We start from the raw sequence: 15,862 nt of genomic DNA, 5'->3' as shown, positions 1-15,862 counted from the left end.
TGTACAAGCCTTTTGTATTCAGCAATTTAACTTATTTATTATAAAATTAAAAAAAAGATCAGTTTTGTTTTAATGACAGATTGACCTAAATAGATATATGAAAAAATCAAAATTCACAACCCTTGACAGTTTGTCATTACAAGAGTTTGATGAAAACTCGGAGTTAATACCATTAATGACACCAGAAGATGAAGAGGCTATAAATAATGAAGAATTACCAGAAACATTGCCTATTTTATCCTTACGCAATACGGTATTATTTCCTGGTGTAGTTATTCCAATTACTGCAGGAAGAGATGCATCAATAAAACTAATAAATGATGCCAATAAAGGTGGTAAAGTTATTGGAGTTGTTGCTCAGAAAGACGAATCTGTTGAAAAACCATCAGCTAAAGATATTCATGAAACTGGAACTGTAGCAAGAATTTTACGTGTTTTAAAAATGCCAGATGGTAATGTAACGGTTATTATTCAAGGAAAAAAACGCTTTAAAGTTGCCGAGGTACTTACCGAAGAACCATACATGAATGCGACCATACGTGATATTCCAGAGGCAAAACCAGCACAAAAAAATAAAGAGTTTACAGCAATAATAGATTCTATAAAAGACCTTGCATTAGAAATTATAAAGGAAAGTCCAAACATTCCTAGCGAAGCATCGTTTGCTATTAAAAATATAGAAAGTAATTCTTTTTTAGTAAACTTTGTGTCTTCTAACATGAACTTATCAGTCGAAGAGAAGCAAAAACTTTTAGAAATTGATGATCTTAAAAAACGTGCTTTAGCAACGCTTAAGTATATGAACGTTGAGTTTCAAAAACTAGAACTTAAAAACGATATTCAATCTAAAGTTCAAATGGATATGAGCCAACAACAGCGCGAATATTTCTTGCATCAGCAAATGAAAACTATTCAAGAAGAATTGGGAGGTGTAAGTCATGATCAAGAGATTGATGAAATGAAAGCTAAGGCCAAAGAAAAATTATGGGATGAAAAAGTAGCAAAACATTTTGATAAAGAAATAGCCAAAATGCAACGCATGAATCCTCAAGTTGCCGAGTATTCAATTCAAAGAAACTATTTAGAGCTGTTTTTAGACTTGCCATGGAACGAATTTAGTAAAGATAAATTCGACCTAAAACGCGCCATGAAAATTCTAGATAGAGATCATTTTGGTTTAGAAGACGTTAAACGAAGAATAATAGAGTATTTGGCTGTTTTAAAGCTTCGTAACGATATGAAATCTCCTATTTTATGTCTTTATGGACCTCCTGGAGTTGGTAAAACATCGTTAGGGAAATCTATTGCAGAGGCATTAGGTAGAGAGTATGTACGAATATCATTAGGTGGATTAAGAGACGAAGCAGAAATTCGCGGACATAGAAAAACTTATATTGGTGCTATGCCTGGACGTATTATTCAAAGCTTAAAAAAGGCCGGAACATCAAACCCTGTTTTTGTTTTAGATGAAATTGATAAGCTATCAAATTCTCATCAAGGCGATCCGTCGTCGGCATTATTAGAAGTTTTAGACCCAGAACAAAATAACGAGTTTTATGATAACTTTTTAGAAATGGGTTACGACCTATCTAAAGTTATGTTTATAGCAACTTCAAATAGTTTGTCAACCATTCAACCTGCATTAAGAGATAGAATGGAAATAATTAATGTAACAGGATATACTATTGAAGAAAAGGTAGAAATAGCCAAACGCCATTTATTACCAAAACAGTTAAAAGAACATGGTTTAACAGATAAACACCTAAAAATAGGTAAGCCTCAATTAGAAAAAATAGTTGAAGGGTATACAAGAGAATCTGGTGTTCGTGGCTTAGAAAAGCAAGTAGCAAAAATGGTGCGCTTTGCAGCAAAAAGCATTGCTATGGAAGAAGATTATAATATTAAAGTAACTAACCAAGATGTTGTAGAAGTTTTAGGTGGGCCAAAATTAGAGCGCGATAAATACGAAAACAATAATGTGGCAGGCGTTGTTACTGGATTAGCCTGGACTCGTGTAGGAGGCGATATATTATTTATAGAATCTATTCTTTCTAAAGGAAAAGGAAGCATGACAATTACTGGTAACTTAGGTAAGGTAATGAAAGAGTCTGCTACAATAGCCATGGAGTTTATTAAATCTAATGCAGATAAATTTGGTATTGATTCTTCAGTTTTCGATAAATATAATGTGCATATTCACGTGCCAGAAGGTGCAACACCTAAAGACGGGCCAAGTGCAGGTGTAACAATGTTAACATCGTTAGTTTCTTTATTCACTCAGAAAAAAGTAAAGAAAAGTATTGCCATGACAGGCGAAATTACACTTCGAGGTAAAGTATTACCAGTAGGAGGAATTAAAGAAAAAATTCTAGCAGCTAAACGAGCTAGAATTAAAGAAATTCTTTTGTGTGAAGATAATAGACGCGATATTGAAGAAATTAAACCCGAATATTTAAAAGGGTTAACGTTTCATTATGTAACAGATATGAGTAATGTTATTGATATAGCACTTACTAAACAAAAAGTGCAAAACGCTAAAAAATTATAATACTTATAAAAGTGTTCTAGTTTGTTTTAAATTAAAAGATAAGCTAGAACACTTAAAATAGTTATTTCTAGAAATAGAATTAAATATTAAAAAAATAAAAAATGCATGCTACCGTTTTAGTATAGATTCATTTACTTTGTGTCGTAAATATGCTAAGAAAAATTATAACCCGTTTTTGTTTATTAATAGTTTCTCATTCTATAGCTCAAGTAGGAGGAGAAACCACTTACCAGTTTCTAAATTTGGTATCTTCTCCAAGGCAAGCTGCTTTAGGCGGTAAGGTTTTAACAAATGTAGATTACGATGTAACACAGGCCATTTTTAATCCTGCAACTATAAATGTAGAAATGGATAATCAATTAGCTGTTAATTATACTAGTTATTTAGGAGGCATTGGATACGGAACAGCATCATACGCGTATACAATTGATAGAAGAACACAAACCTTTCATGCCGGCATTACTTACATAAATTATGGGTCGTTTGATGGTTATGATGAATCTGGAAATTCAACAGGCACATTTACAGGTAATGAGGCTGCTTTATCCTTTGGGTATGCAACGCAAATTAGCTATTCCGATTTTTATTTTGGTGCTAATGTTAAATTGATAACATCAAAACTAGAGCAATATAACTCTGTTGGTACAGCTTTAGATTTTGGAGTTATATATATAAATGATGATTTAGATTTTAATGCTGCTTTAGTGGTAAGAAATCTAGGAACTCAAATTACTACCTATGCAGATTTAAGAGAACGGTTACCGTTTGAAATTGCTTTTGGTATGTCTCAACGTTTAGAAAATGTTCCTATTCGATGGCATGTAACATTAGAAAATTTACAACAATGGCCAATAGCTAAACCAAACCCAGCACGATCAACAAGCGATTTGTCAGGCAATCAGTCTTCAGAAAAAATTGGTTTTCTAGGGCAAGTAATAAGACACACTATTGTTGGAGCCGAAGTTTTTCCAGAAGGTGGTTTTAATATTCGTTTAGGATATAATTTTAGAAGAGGCGAGGAGTTAAGAATTATAGATCAACGAAATTTCTCTGGGCTATCGGCTGGCGTATCAATTAAAATGAATAAAATGCGATTTAGTTATACACATGCTAAATACACTAGCGCAGCAAATTCAAATTTCTTTGGTTTACAAATAGATTTGCAGTAATAAAGTATTTAATTTTAAATTATAGGTGTTTGAAGTTGTAAAATGTGTATGCTCAAGTGTTAATTAATATAATTAGTATTTTTCACTATAGGTATTTTAAGTACTTTGTAGCCTTAAAACTTTTCAATATTAAAAATGAATAAAATTACTATTGCTATAGATGGTTTTTCATCAACAGGAAAAAGTACTGTAGCTAAACAATTAGCAAGCGCTCTGGGCTATGTTTATGTAGATACAGGTGCTATGTATCGTGCCGTTACTTATTATTGCATGGAAAAAGAACTTATTAGTACAGATAAGTTTAATAAAGAAGCTATAATAGGTGAATTGGCAAATATAAATATCGGTTTTATATTCAATAAAAATTTGGGTTATGCAGAGGTGTATTTAAACAATGTTAATATTGAAAAACAAATAAGAAGCTTAGAAGTATCAAGTTTTGTAAGTAAAGTTGCAGCAATATCAGAAGTTCGTCAAAAACTTGTAGAGCAACAACAGGCTATGGGGAAAAACAAAGGTGTTGTGATGGATGGTCGCGATATTGGAACTGTAGTGTTTCCTGATGCCGAACTAAAACTATTTATGACTGCCTCAGCCGAAACGAGAGCACTACGCAGATACCAAGAATTATTAGATCGAGGAGATCATGTAACATACAAAGATGTGCTTAAAAATGTTGAAGAGCGAGATTATATAGATTCTAATCGTAAAGATTCTCCATTAGTAAAAGCAAAAGATGCTATTGAAATTGATAACTCTAATTTATCATTACAAGAGCAATATGAAAAAGTGTTAGATTTAGTAACAAAGACTTTAGAAAATATTTAATGAAAAAAAGCGTTCAGCTAAATGTAGTTGAACGCTTTTTTTATTAAAGTTAAAAAAATTAGAGCTTTAAGAATTTTTTATTTACACTTACAGAATTACTTTTTATGCTTATTAAATAAAATCCTGAAGATAAGTTAGATACATCAATACCATTATTTATAGTGTTAGCTAGTTTTACTAATTGACCACTAAGTGTATAAATTAATACTGCTTCTATTTTCTCTGTAGATTTTAAAAATAATCTATTAGTTACAGGATTAGGATATAGTTTTACTGAATTTTCATTTAAAACTTCATCATTAACTCCTAATGTAGAATTGTACTCATAAGCACCTAAATCTATTGTAGTGTTAAAAATTCTACCGTTACCTGACAAATCTAAATTACCAAATAAAGCTACATCGTAGTAAGCGTTATCTCCTTGGTCTATAATGTGATTTGAAGCAGATGTTGGTTTGTTATCAGCATCTAAATTTAAGTTATCTGTTGCTGGATCTAAAGTGGTTACATTTGTAGCACTAAATGTCCCATAGGTTCCGGCGCTTGACGATACATTAGCAATAGAATTGCTAATAAACACATCGTAAGTAGAATTCATTCCGTCGGAAATATCTCTAGTAGCTGCTGCACCATTAACAGTATTCTGCCAAAAGATAGAATTATGAATATTTAGGTTAACACTTCCATTACCTGAGGCTGTAATAGAATTACCATAAGTACCATTATAATCATTATTAACAAACGTACTATTATTAATTACAACATCTAAAGTGCTTCCGTTATTCCAATCTGATCTAAAAATATCTAAGGCTGAAAGATTAATATCGTTATCTGCTACCAAAACATTTGCCCAACGTGTAAAAATATAACCGTTTGTACTATCAGATTGCACATAAACCAATCCCATATTAACAATGGTATTATTTATAAACGTAGTGTTTTCAATAAGTAATCCTTGATTAAATTTTCGCATTTTAAGTAAATATCCATTAGAATAATTACTTCTGAATATCGAATTTTTAATTTTTAAATTATTAGCATTTAAGCTATTTGGTATAAATATAACACCGTTTTCTTCTACGCCACCAGATTGTGATGTGTCGTAAATATTTTCAAAAATAATACCATTAAAAGTGACGTCACTTGTTCTTAATTCAAATAAACGCTCTGCATTATCTGTTTTGTTCGATGAGAAATCTCCATCAATATCATCACCATTAATATCTCCCGTAAAAACTGTTGCATTTGTAGTGTGAATAGCTGTTAAATCTCTATCTGCTAGAGTCGTTTCGGTTCCAGAAAAACCTCCAATAATATCAACCTCGTTTGTACTAACGGCAATTGGGGTATTTTTATCTGTTAATGTATACGTTCCTTTTGCTACCCATACAGCATCGTTTAAATTGGTATTTGCTAAAGCGTCTGTTACGTTTGTAAAAGCATCTGTCCATGAGCTACCATCGTTGGCTCCTGTGGCATTTGCATCTACATAATAAACTGCTGGTATGCAATTTTCACTATAATTTGCTTGACCATCTTTAGTCCAACCTACTACATACTGACCGCTGTTTGCTGGTGGCGAAAAGCCTGCATCAACTTGAATACATGTTAAACTTGCATTACTATACGCTTTCATGTAGGTGAAATTGCTGTTATTTCCGTTAGAAATCAACAATGTTTCTAATGCACTATTTTCATAACAAAACAATTCATTAATACTTGTATTTAAACGTATATCTAAACTTGTTAAATTGTTGAAACCAACATGCAAACGTGTTAAAGATAAATTGTTACTTACGTCAATAGTCGTTAAGCTATTATTAGGCACATCTAAACGCGTTAAGTTTATAAAAGCTTCAATACCTGTAAGGTTTGCAATACCTGTACCATTCATAATTAACTCGGTTGTAGCTTGCGCTTCTGCCATGGTAATGTCTGAATCTCCATTTATATTAATGCTGCTATCATTAACTAAAAAACTTTTAAAATTAGCATCTGGAATATCTACTACTTGATTTAATGCAACACAGTCTTCACTATAAAATGCTGAGTTACCTTTAGTCCAACCTTGGCTGTAAATTCCTGCATCTGCTGGTGGTGTAAAACCAGCATCTATTTGAATACACGACAAACTATTACCATAGGCTTTCATCCAATTTATATTGCTGTTATTACCGTTGGCAATGTTTAATTCATACAAAACACCATTATTATGGCATTGAATATCTGTAATTAGAGTATTTGCACTAATATCTAATGTTTCAATTTGATTTGAACCACAGTGTAAACGTGTTAATGCTAAGTTATTACTAACATCTAAGGCTGTTAAATTATTACTGTAACAATCTAGACGTGTAATATTAACAAAAGCTTCAATACCTGTTAAATCTGTAATAGATAATCCATTTACCAATAAGTTGCCTGTAAAAGCTTGCGCTTCTGCAACAGAAATTTCGCTATCACTATCGGTATTAATGGTCGTATCTCCAACAAGATAAGCTTTAAAATTAGCATCTGGAATGTTAACATTTTGTGCATGTATACTACACCATGCAGTCGCTATTAAAAAAGAAAATAAGAGTAAATTTTTTTTCATTGTAGTTGATATTTTTTATAATTAATCAGCTACAAAACAAAGGGGAGTTTCTAGGTATTCAATTTGCTTTTTTCTGAATAGCTCTAATTTCTTTCTGAATGAAAAGCTACATAAATGTTTCTTTGATTATTTCTAAAAATTGATCGCGTTTAGATTTTGAAATTGGAATGCGTTTTTGATTGTTCATTAATAAATAATCGCCATCATCTTTTACCAATTCATCTACATATTTTAGGTTGATTAAATACGATCGATGACATTTAAAAAACATCGCGTTGCTTTCTAATTGCGCTACAAAATGCTTCAACGGTTTGCAAATGGTTTTTTGTTTGCCATCCATAAGTTGTACGTTGGTGTACATGCCATCGGCTTCAAAATATACGATATCGTTGTGAGATGCGAACATAATCCCTTTTGGTATTTCTAAAGCAATTTTGTCCATTGAGAGTTGCTTTAACGAGTCGCGTAACTTATTTAACTGGTCGTTTAAATTGTTAGTTTTTATGGCTTCTTCGGCTTTTGCAACTGCTTCTTTTAATTCGTTAGTATCAACTGGTTTTAAGAGATAATCTACAGCCGATAATTTGAAGGCTTCAATGGCATATTGGTTGTATGCCGTAACGAAAATGATTTTAAAATCGACGTGATTTGGGAAGTATTCTAAAATATCTAATCCGGACTGATTTGGCATTTCAATATCTAAAAAGACAACATCTGGTTTACTGGTTTTAATCAAATCTACACCAGATGCTAAATCTTGCGCTTCTTCAATGCTTGTAATACTTGCGCAATGTTCGGTTAGCAAGTTGGATAGTAAATGTCTGGCGCGTTTTTCGTCGTCTATAATTATCGCTTTCATATCTTAATGTATTGGAGTGGTAATGATCACTTTTGTACCAGCAGCAACGTCGTTTTCGTCATACAAATCGTTGGTAGTTATGGCTATATCACGCTTTAATTTGTTTTTATAAAGATGCACACGTTCTTCATTGGCTTTGGTTGCAAAAGGCTTGTGCTGTTGGTTTGGTCGTTTTAATGTTTCGGATTGTTCTCGACCAATACCATTATCTTCAACTGTAATTTGTAATTTATTTTGCTGAACAATTTTTGCTTCAATATGCAATTTTCGGTTGTTTAATTTGTGTAATAATCCGTGTTTTAAAGCATTTTCAACATAAGGTTGAATGAATAAAGATGGTACTTTTATCTGTTTTGTTTTTAACTGATTATCGATAGAAATACGATATTCCAATTCATCTTCAAAACGCACTTTTTCTAATTCTAAATAGAGTTTTAAAGCGTTTAATTCTTCTTCTAAAGTGATTTCGTTTTGCTGACTGTAATCTAAATACATGCGGATTAATCGGCTAAACTTCACTAAATACGAGCTTGCCAATTCCTTTTCGTTCGAAATGATATAATCTTGAATAGAATTTAAAGCATTAAAAATAAAATGCGGATTCATTTGCGAGCGCAGATTTTCTAACCTTAAATTCGTTATTTTTTTATCTATTAAAATCTTGTCAATTTCGGCAATGCGTTGTTGCTCTTTTTGTTGTAGTCTCCATCTAAAATACAGCCAAACTAAACCTATAATTGACACTAAGACTAGGCCATAAAACCAATAGGTTTCCCAAAATGGTTTAGCAATTACAAAGGTTATTGGTGTTGCAGAAACAGGATTTTTAGAACTGATATTTTGTGCTTTTAATTCAAAAGTATAGGTTCCGCTAGCTAGACCATTAAAGTTAACAAAATGCGTATTTAAAGGAATGTTTTGCCAACTAGTATCTAGCTGTTTTACACGATAATGGTAGTTAACATGCTTGCTTGATTGAAAGCCATTGGAATTGAAGGTTAGTCCTATTTTATTAAAATCATGTGGCAATTTGTAGTTGTTGGCAACCAAAGTGTCCCGATTGTTTATAGAAACCCCTTCTATCTTAACCTTTGCAGTTTTAAAGGTTTTAAACAAACCACTTGCTTTAGGAAGTGTATAAAATGCTTTTGGTAGGCTTACAATAATTTGATTTTGAAGTACCAAAAAGTCGTTAACTGCTGTGTTTAAACCATCTTGCGTATTTAACGATTGAAGCTGATGTGTTTTTGTATGATATTGAAACAATCCCGAATCGGTTGATATCCATAGTACAAACCCATCTGAATGTATTGTATTTGTTTGAAGGTTGTCCGGAAGATTAATTCCTGAAGGTTTTAAGGTATTGTTCTCGTATTTTAGTAATCCGTTGTGCTGTGTGGCTAACCAAATAATTCCGTTGGTATTTGCAATTGAATTAACCATTAGACCACTTGAGTTGAACTTAATTTCCTCAGAAGTAAATGTTTTGGTGTTGTATTTGTATAGTCCATTTATATAAGATACAAACAATGTGTTTCCTAAAACAACAGAAGCTTTTACACGACTCTCTTTAAGAATCTGTTTTTTAGGATTATCAAAAGCGTTTTTATACACAATACCTTGTCGATAATTACCATAAAACAAAGTCTTATCGTCTATTTTAGAAAAGGTTTTTGCAACCGAAAATTGGTTATTTACGTCGGTAATTTTATCCGTTTTTAAATCGATCACAAATGATTCTGAAGCGTTAATACTAACAATTAATTGTTCATTTTTTTTATCAAAATGCAATTTGCCTATAATTTTTTTCCCTGGTAACTGTAGTGTTTTTATAAGATGATTTAGATTATAAAACAGCAATTTTCCGTTGTTGGTTCCAAATACAAAATGATTGTTTTGTAATGTGGCAGAAGCTGTAATTTTAGATTCAATACTTGATAATTCTACTCGACGAATATTAAGGTTTGGAGATACAAACACACCGTTATCTAAAGTTGTAAACCAGTAATTATTATTGAAATCTTTTTGAACATCTGTAATAGATTCAGTTTTAAAAAGTTGTTCTTTAAACGTAAAAAATTCACTTTTAAAAGTATAAATAAACACACCAGAACTAGTTAAAAACCAATACTCGTCGTTAAAATTTAGAAGATTATAAATGATTTCATGTTGTATTTGCGATGGTGTTTTAAGCTTGGTTACATTATTATTTACTTTATTTATAGAATATAAAACATTACCATTAACGCTTTTGTGTGTAAAGAATACATTAGTATTAAAAGCAAATAATTTTGGAGATTGTATTCTTTTTGTACTTGTTATTTCAAATATTTTTTCGGACTTATTTTTATTTAATTTATAAATACGATGACGTTCTAAATTGTCTTCAAAGCTAATAGCAAAGGTGTAATTGGTCTCTTTAAAAGTAGAGCTACTAATACACATACCATTAAAAAGCTTATTGATTTTTTTTGTTGTTAGACCAATATCATAAACACCTGTTACGGTAAATAATCGGATATAGTCTTTGTGTGCGGTATAAGGCGCTAGTTGTCCTTTTACCAATTTGCTTGCATCGTAAAATAGTTTTAAACTATCATTCTCTACATAAAATAACTGGCCGTAAATATTGTTACACCACAGTTTATTATCTGTATCAAATTTTAATTGAAAAAGGGAATTCGATTTTTGTTCAGGATGAATAAATAGTTTGTAATCTTTTCCGTTATAACGGTATAATCCTTTATTTGCGGCTAACCAAATGTAATTTTCTTGGTCTTCTACGATGTCGTAAAACTCGGTGTCAGGTAAAGAGGAAATATTTTGCAGATAACTATGCGTTGGGTTTTGTCCCAATAACATAAAAGTGTTAAGTATTAACACTTTTAAAATAATATATTTTTTAAGCACGTTGTGAGTCACAAAACAAACTTATTACATATTACTTAGTTTTGGAATAATGATTTTCTGAAAATAGATGTTTTTTTTCTAAAACTTAAACTAGTCGTTTTAAATATAAATTAAAAAAGCGGCAAAAAGCCGCTTTAGTATAAATAGATTAAGTGTCTATAAATTAGGTATAACCAATTCTTGGTCAGGATGAATAACATCCGGATTCTTTAAAATATTAGTGTTAGCGTTAAAAATTTCTTGATATTTAGAAGCTTGACCATAATAATGCTTAGCAATTTTTCCTAAAGTATCACCACTTTTTACAATATGCCTTGCATACACACTTTCATCAGCAACTGTAATATTTGCTTTAATATCAGATGGATTTTCACCACCTATTTCTTTAATTTTATCCCAAAGAATATTTTTTTCATACTGTGTTTTTGCTGTTCCTTTTATTTTAAGAATGCCATTTTCTTCAGTAACATTTCCATCTTGAATGTTTAAGGCTTCTCCTAAATTTAATACCTCTTGATATTTTGCTTTTACCATGATTTTGTACGTTTAAAATTTTAATGTCAATATAATAAAAATCTTATATATTTAATATGTTTGTTAAAAAATAAAATAACTATGTTTAATGATTATATAGATTTCTTTCATGATATTTTTGAAAAACAAAATGGTGTTCCAGTAATTTATTCTCAAATATCTCATTCTAAAAATAATCAAATTTTATTTAATTCAATTGATGAAAGTTTAAATGAAAATAATAAGCTTTTTTTTCGTTTAAAATACGTTCCAGATTACTTAGATTTAAAATTAAAGCAAGAGTCGTTATTTAAAACAAAAGTAATAAAAGAAGTTAAAGGGTATTCATGTTATTTACAGGATTTTAACCATGTTAATGAGTATTTAAAAGTACAGTTTAGTCTCAAAAAAAAGAGCGCAATAAAAAAGTATATAAGAAGGTTAGAAACTAGTTTTAACATTCGTTATAAAATGTTTTATGGATACATAGATGAAGCTGAGTATAATTTTATAATGAATGCGTTACGGAACATGCTTGATGCGAGATTTAAACAGCGCCAAGAAACCGATATATATAAAAGTGATTGGGATAAATATAAAGCGCTTATTATAAAACTAATAAAATTAAAAAAGGGATCTTTATTTGTAGTGTATAATGAAAGTGAGCCTATAGCTATTACGGCAAATTATCATTTTAATAACAAAATATTTTTTTATGGTATTCCTTCCTATAATATTGACTATGCATCATTTAGGTTAGGGCATGTCGTACTATATAAAGAAATAGATTGGTGTATAAAAAATAACTATTTAGTATTTGAAACCGGTAGAGGAGACTTTGAATATAAAAAACAATGGTGTAATAATGTTTATAATTTTAATTATAACCTAATTTATAAGAAAAACTCAATACCAGCATTTTTCGCTTTTAAAAAAGAATATTTTAAACACATTTTAATTAAATTTTTAAGAGAGAAAAAAGTTAACGTTTTATTTTATCAAATAAAGAATAAACTATTAAATAAAAAATCTAAAATTAAAACACATAAAAAGCAAGATAATTTTAGATTAGTTCATATTAATGAAACTGAAGTAAGTAATTATAGAAACGAGATAAACCCTTTTGAAAAAAAATATTCTAAACTAAGAAAGCCAATTTACGATTTCCTTTACTTAAATAAAGAACATGTTTCGAATATTAAGATTTATACAATAAAAAATCAAGAAAAATTTTTAATAAAAGGTAAGAGCAATAAACAGTTAATAATAGCTTGATAATCAACAAACACACGCTAAAAAAAGCGTAAATATTTTATTTTCTCATTACTAGGTATTTATAGTAAAATTATGTATTTTTGCACTCCTTTTAGCGAATCGTCAGGAAGATAAAAGGAATGAAACTAAAAATAATATAACACTTCTGTGTGTTAATCGCTTAAACTACCTGAAACATAACAGAATACAAATGTGATGAGATTTTATTTTAAAATAAAAAACATCACAAATTAATTAAATGGCTGAAAAAGCAAAACAAGCTGAAGTTGAAGCAACAGAAGCACCAGCAAAAGAAGCTCCAGTAGTATCTGAAGCTCAAGCAAACCCTGAAAAATTCTTAAAAGAGTTTAACTGGCACAATTATCAAGAAGGTATTGATGAAGTTGACGATTTACAATTAAAAGAATTTGAAAAATTAGTAGCCGAAAATTTCGTTGACACTTTAGATGATGAAGTTGTAGAAGGTACAGTAGTACACATTTCTGATAGAGATGCTATTATCGATATTAATGCAAAATCTGAAGGTGTAATTTCTTTAAACGAATTTCGTTACAACCCTAACTTAGCAGTTGGAGATAAAGTAGAAGTATTAATTGATGTTCGTGAAGACGCAACAGGACAATTAGTATTATCTCACAGAAAAGCTCGTGTAATTAAAGCATGGGATCGTGTTAATAAAGCACATGAAACTGGCGAAATTGTAAATGGTTTTGTAAAATGCAGAACAAAAGGAGGTATGATTGTAGATGTTTTTGGAATTGAAGCATTCTTACCAGGTTCTCAAATTGATGTTAAGCCAATTAGAGATTACGACCAGTATGTAAATAAAACTATGGAATTTAAAGTTGTTAAAATCAACCACGAATTCAAAAATGTTGTTGTTTCTCATAAAGCACTTATTGAAGCTGATATTGAAGAACAAAAGAAAGAAATTATTGGTCAATTAGAAAAAGGTCAAGTATTAGAAGGTGTTGTTAAAAACATTACTTCTTACGGTGTATTTATCGACCTTGGTGGCGTTGACGGATTAGTACATATTACAGATTTATCATGGTCTCGTATTAACCATCCAAATGAGATTGTTGAATTAGACCAAAAATTAAATGTTGTAATCCTTGATTTTGATGAAAACAAATCAAGAATCCAATTAGGTCTTAAACAATTATCTAAACACCCATGGGAAGCTCTTGCAGAAGAGGTGAAAGTTGGAGATAAGGTAAAAGGAAAAGTAGTTGTAATTGCAGATTACGGTGCATTTATTGAAGTAGCAGATGGTGTTGAAGGATTAATTCACGTTTCTGAAATGTCATGGTCTACACACTTACGCTCAGCACAAGATTTTGTTACTGTTGGTGATGAAGTTGAAGCTCAAATCTTAACTTTAGATAGAGAAGACCGTAAAATGTCTCTTGGTATTAAGCAATTAACTCCAGATCCATGGACAGATATTACTGCCAAATACCCATTAGGTTCTAAACATACAGGTGTTGTACGTAACTTTACAAACTTTGGTGTATTTGTTGAATTAGAAGAAGGTATTGACGGGTTAATTTATATCTCAGATTTATCTTGGACTAAGAAAATTAAGCATCCATCTGAATTCTGCGCTGTAGGCGATAAGTTAGATGTTGTTGTACTTGAGTTAGATGTTGAAGGACGTAAATTATCTTTAGGTCACAAACAAACTACAGAAAACCCTTGGGATAAGTACGAAACAGAGTTTGCTTTAGGTACAACCCATACTGCTGCTATTTCTGAAATAGTTGATAAAGGAGCAACCATCGAGTTTAATGAAGATATCGTAGCCTTTGTACCATCTCGTCACTTAGAGAAAGAAGATGGTTCTAAACTTAAAAAAGGAGAAGAAGTAGAATTCAAAATTATCGAATTTAATAAAGAGTTTAAAAGAGTAGTAGCATCGCATACTGCAATCTTTAAAGCTGAAGAAATGGCTAACGTAAAAGCTGCTGTTAAAAAACAGGCTTCTCAAGCTGCAGAAGCAAAACCAACTTTAGGTGATGCTAATGATGCTTTACAAGCTCTTAAAGATAAAATGGACGGGAAAAAATAATTGAATAATTTTAATTACATTTAATTTCCTTATAACGGAAATCCATTTTAAATAAAAAAACCTCCAATTATTGGAGGTTTTTTTATTTAAACCTAATGTGTTTTAACAAATCGTAATATTTAGCTTATAAATTTTATTTTATGTAATAAAAACAATACATTTATATGTGTTTTAAATAAACACCACTTTAATTTAATTGTTAACCTAAATACTTTGTTTATGAGAATTATTACATTTTTACTTTTATTTCTTTTTTGTTTTAATCTATCCAGAGCACAAAATGGAGACGAAATAACCGATGCCGTATTATGCCCAGATTCTACGCCTATAACAGCATTTCATGTATCAGATGCCACTACAGCCTCTAGCATATCTGCTCCAAATTGTGTTTCAGGAGGTATAGATGCTTTTTATTTTAACCCTATTTCTGCTAGCGACAATAAAATTACTATTGGTATGGAAACTACCTATGCGGTTAATACTACTATTCATTATCAAATATTAAGAGCGCCTGCAGGAGATATAAATAATTTACAAGAATATATTTGTAGTTCTTTTGATGTTATAGTAGGCGTACCCCCACTTACCGATGGAGGAAGCTTTTCAACAGAAATAACTACCAATGTAAACAGTACAGACGTGTATTATTTACGAGTATACAAACCTACAGGCTTAACAGATCCAATTATTGAAGCCTTGTTTGATGCCACTACAGTTAGTATGACTAGTGAAAATGATGGTACATTATCGTTTTCAGAATTTAGTAAATCGAACATAAAGCTAGTTATGAAAACAGATAGGTTGGAAATTATTAATAATTCTCAATATTATAATTATCGAGTATATAGTATTAGTGGAAAACTTATAAAGGAAAAAAAGCAAAAAGAGCTTGTTAGCCAAGTAGACATATCTTTTTTTAATAAAGGAGTATACCTTTTAATGTTAGATAACGGGAAAAAAAATAAAGTGTACAAATTTATTAAGTAACAACACTTAATTTAATTTTTTAAAGACCATACAAAATAAGTATGGTCTATTTTTTTGCTTAAACTTAAAAGTACATTGTGCACTTTGTTTTTTTAGCTTAACTTTG

10 protein-coding genes are annotated in these 15,862 nt (G+C 30.6%); 6 read left to right on the top strand and 4 right to left on the bottom strand.

The window, feature by feature from the left end; all coding sequences use genetic code 11:
• Positions 1 to 97: 97 nt before the first annotated feature.
• The 3 genes from lon to cmk all read left to right on the top strand — a co-directional run bounded on the left by lon (position 98) and on the right by cmk (position 4,545).
• A complete protein-coding gene (gene lon / locus ACNG5D_RS08540; protein WP_418183094.1) occupies positions 98 to 2,548 on the top strand; it encodes an endopeptidase La in 2,451 nt (816 codons plus the stop codon).
• 149 nt (positions 2,549 to 2,697) lie between these two features.
• Positions 2,698 to 3,717 (top strand): type IX secretion system protein PorQ, encoded by a 1,020-nt coding sequence (gene porQ / locus ACNG5D_RS08535; protein WP_418183093.1) that lies wholly within the window; start codon positions 2,698 to 2,700, stop codon positions 3,715 to 3,717.
• A 135-nt stretch (positions 3,718 to 3,852) separates the two neighbouring features.
• Complete coding sequence (gene cmk, locus ACNG5D_RS08530; protein ID WP_418183092.1) at positions 3,853 to 4,545, top strand: (d)CMP kinase; 693 nt, start codon at positions 3,853 to 3,855, stop codon at positions 4,543 to 4,545.
• 58 nt (positions 4,546 to 4,603) lie between these two features.
• Here the strand turns inward: cmk and ACNG5D_RS08525 are convergent, their stop codons facing one another.
• The 4 genes from ACNG5D_RS08525 to ACNG5D_RS08510 all read right to left on the bottom strand — a co-directional run bounded on the left by ACNG5D_RS08525 (position 4,604) and on the right by ACNG5D_RS08510 (position 11,444).
• Positions 4,604 to 7,141 carry a T9SS type A sorting domain-containing protein gene (locus tag ACNG5D_RS08525; protein WP_418183091.1) on the bottom strand — a complete coding sequence of 846 codons (2,538 nt, stop codon included), beginning with the start codon at positions 7,139 to 7,141 and terminating at the stop codon, positions 4,604 to 4,606.
• A gap of 106 nt (positions 7,142 to 7,247) precedes the next feature.
• A complete protein-coding gene (locus ACNG5D_RS08520; protein WP_418183090.1) occupies positions 7,248 to 8,000 on the bottom strand; it encodes a LytR/AlgR family response regulator transcription factor in 753 nt (250 codons plus the stop codon).
• A 3-nt stretch (positions 8,001 to 8,003) separates the two neighbouring features.
• Positions 8,004 to 10,862 carry a sensor histidine kinase gene (locus ACNG5D_RS08515; protein ID WP_418183469.1) on the bottom strand — a complete coding sequence of 953 codons (2,859 nt, stop codon included), beginning with the start codon at positions 10,860 to 10,862 and terminating at the stop codon, positions 8,004 to 8,006.
• 204 nt (positions 10,863 to 11,066) lie between these two features.
• Positions 11,067 to 11,444, bottom strand: a complete 378-nt coding sequence (locus ACNG5D_RS08510) for a LysM peptidoglycan-binding domain-containing protein (RefSeq protein WP_418183089.1) — start codon at positions 11,442 to 11,444, stop codon at positions 11,067 to 11,069.
• An 81-nt stretch (positions 11,445 to 11,525) separates the two neighbouring features.
• Here ACNG5D_RS08510 and ACNG5D_RS08505 point away from each other — a divergent pair, with 81 nt between their 5' ends.
• The 3 genes from ACNG5D_RS08505 to ACNG5D_RS08495 all read left to right on the top strand — a co-directional run bounded on the left by ACNG5D_RS08505 (position 11,526) and on the right by ACNG5D_RS08495 (position 15,756).
• Positions 11,526 to 12,698: a GNAT family N-acetyltransferase gene (locus ACNG5D_RS08505; protein ID WP_418183088.1), complete on the top strand. Its 1,173-nt coding sequence runs from the start codon at positions 11,526 to 11,528 to the stop codon at positions 12,696 to 12,698.
• A 238-nt stretch (positions 12,699 to 12,936) separates the two neighbouring features.
• Positions 12,937 to 14,769 (top strand): 30S ribosomal protein S1, encoded by a 1,833-nt coding sequence (rpsA, locus tag ACNG5D_RS08500; protein ID WP_418183087.1) that lies wholly within the window; start codon positions 12,937 to 12,939, stop codon positions 14,767 to 14,769.
• A 219-nt stretch (positions 14,770 to 14,988) separates the two neighbouring features.
• The gene (locus ACNG5D_RS08495; RefSeq protein ID WP_418183086.1) at positions 14,989 to 15,756 is read left to right on the top strand and encodes a T9SS type A sorting domain-containing protein; all 768 of its coding nucleotides are present in this window, start codon (positions 14,989 to 14,991) and stop codon (positions 15,754 to 15,756) included.
• Positions 15,757 to 15,862 lie beyond the last annotated feature (106 nt).

Origin of the sequence: Algibacter ulvanivorans, from assembly GCF_048381495.1 — a bacterium.
In the GTDB taxonomy this organism is placed as follows: Bacteria; Bacteroidota; Bacteroidia; order Flavobacteriales; family Flavobacteriaceae; genus Algibacter_B; species Algibacter_B ulvanivorans.
The sequence above is the reverse complement of the archived record's forward strand: the minus strand, read 5'-3'. Positions and strand labels throughout refer to the sequence as shown.

What these genes read in the sequence shown, in the direction of transcription:
- lon (WP_418183094.1), top strand. Translation starts at nt 98, where the DNA reads ATGAAAAAATCAAAATTCACAACCCTTGACAGTTTGTCATTACAAGAG.
- porQ (WP_418183093.1), top strand. Translation starts at nt 2,698, where the DNA reads ATGCTAAGAAAAATTATAACCCGTTTTTGTTTATTAATAGTTTCTCAT.
- cmk (WP_418183092.1), top strand. Translation starts at nt 3,853, where the DNA reads ATGAATAAAATTACTATTGCTATAGATGGTTTTTCATCAACAGGAAAA.
- ACNG5D_RS08525 (WP_418183091.1), bottom strand. Translation starts at nt 7,141, where the DNA reads ATGAAAAAAAATTTACTCTTATTTTCTTTTTTAATAGCGACTGCATGG.
- ACNG5D_RS08520 (WP_418183090.1), bottom strand. Translation starts at nt 8,000, where the DNA reads ATGAAAGCGATAATTATAGACGACGAAAAACGCGCCAGACATTTACTA.
- ACNG5D_RS08515 (WP_418183469.1), bottom strand. Translation starts at nt 10,862, where the DNA reads ATGTTATTGGGACAAAACCCAACGCATAGTTATCTGCAAAATATTTCC.
- ACNG5D_RS08510 (WP_418183089.1), bottom strand. Translation starts at nt 11,444, where the DNA reads ATGGTAAAAGCAAAATATCAAGAGGTATTAAATTTAGGAGAAGCCTTA.
- ACNG5D_RS08505 (WP_418183088.1), top strand. Translation starts at nt 11,526, where the DNA reads ATGTTTAATGATTATATAGATTTCTTTCATGATATTTTTGAAAAACAA.
- rpsA (WP_418183087.1), top strand. Translation starts at nt 12,937, where the DNA reads ATGGCTGAAAAAGCAAAACAAGCTGAAGTTGAAGCAACAGAAGCACCA.
- ACNG5D_RS08495 (WP_418183086.1), top strand. Translation starts at nt 14,989, where the DNA reads ATGAGAATTATTACATTTTTACTTTTATTTCTTTTTTGTTTTAATCTA.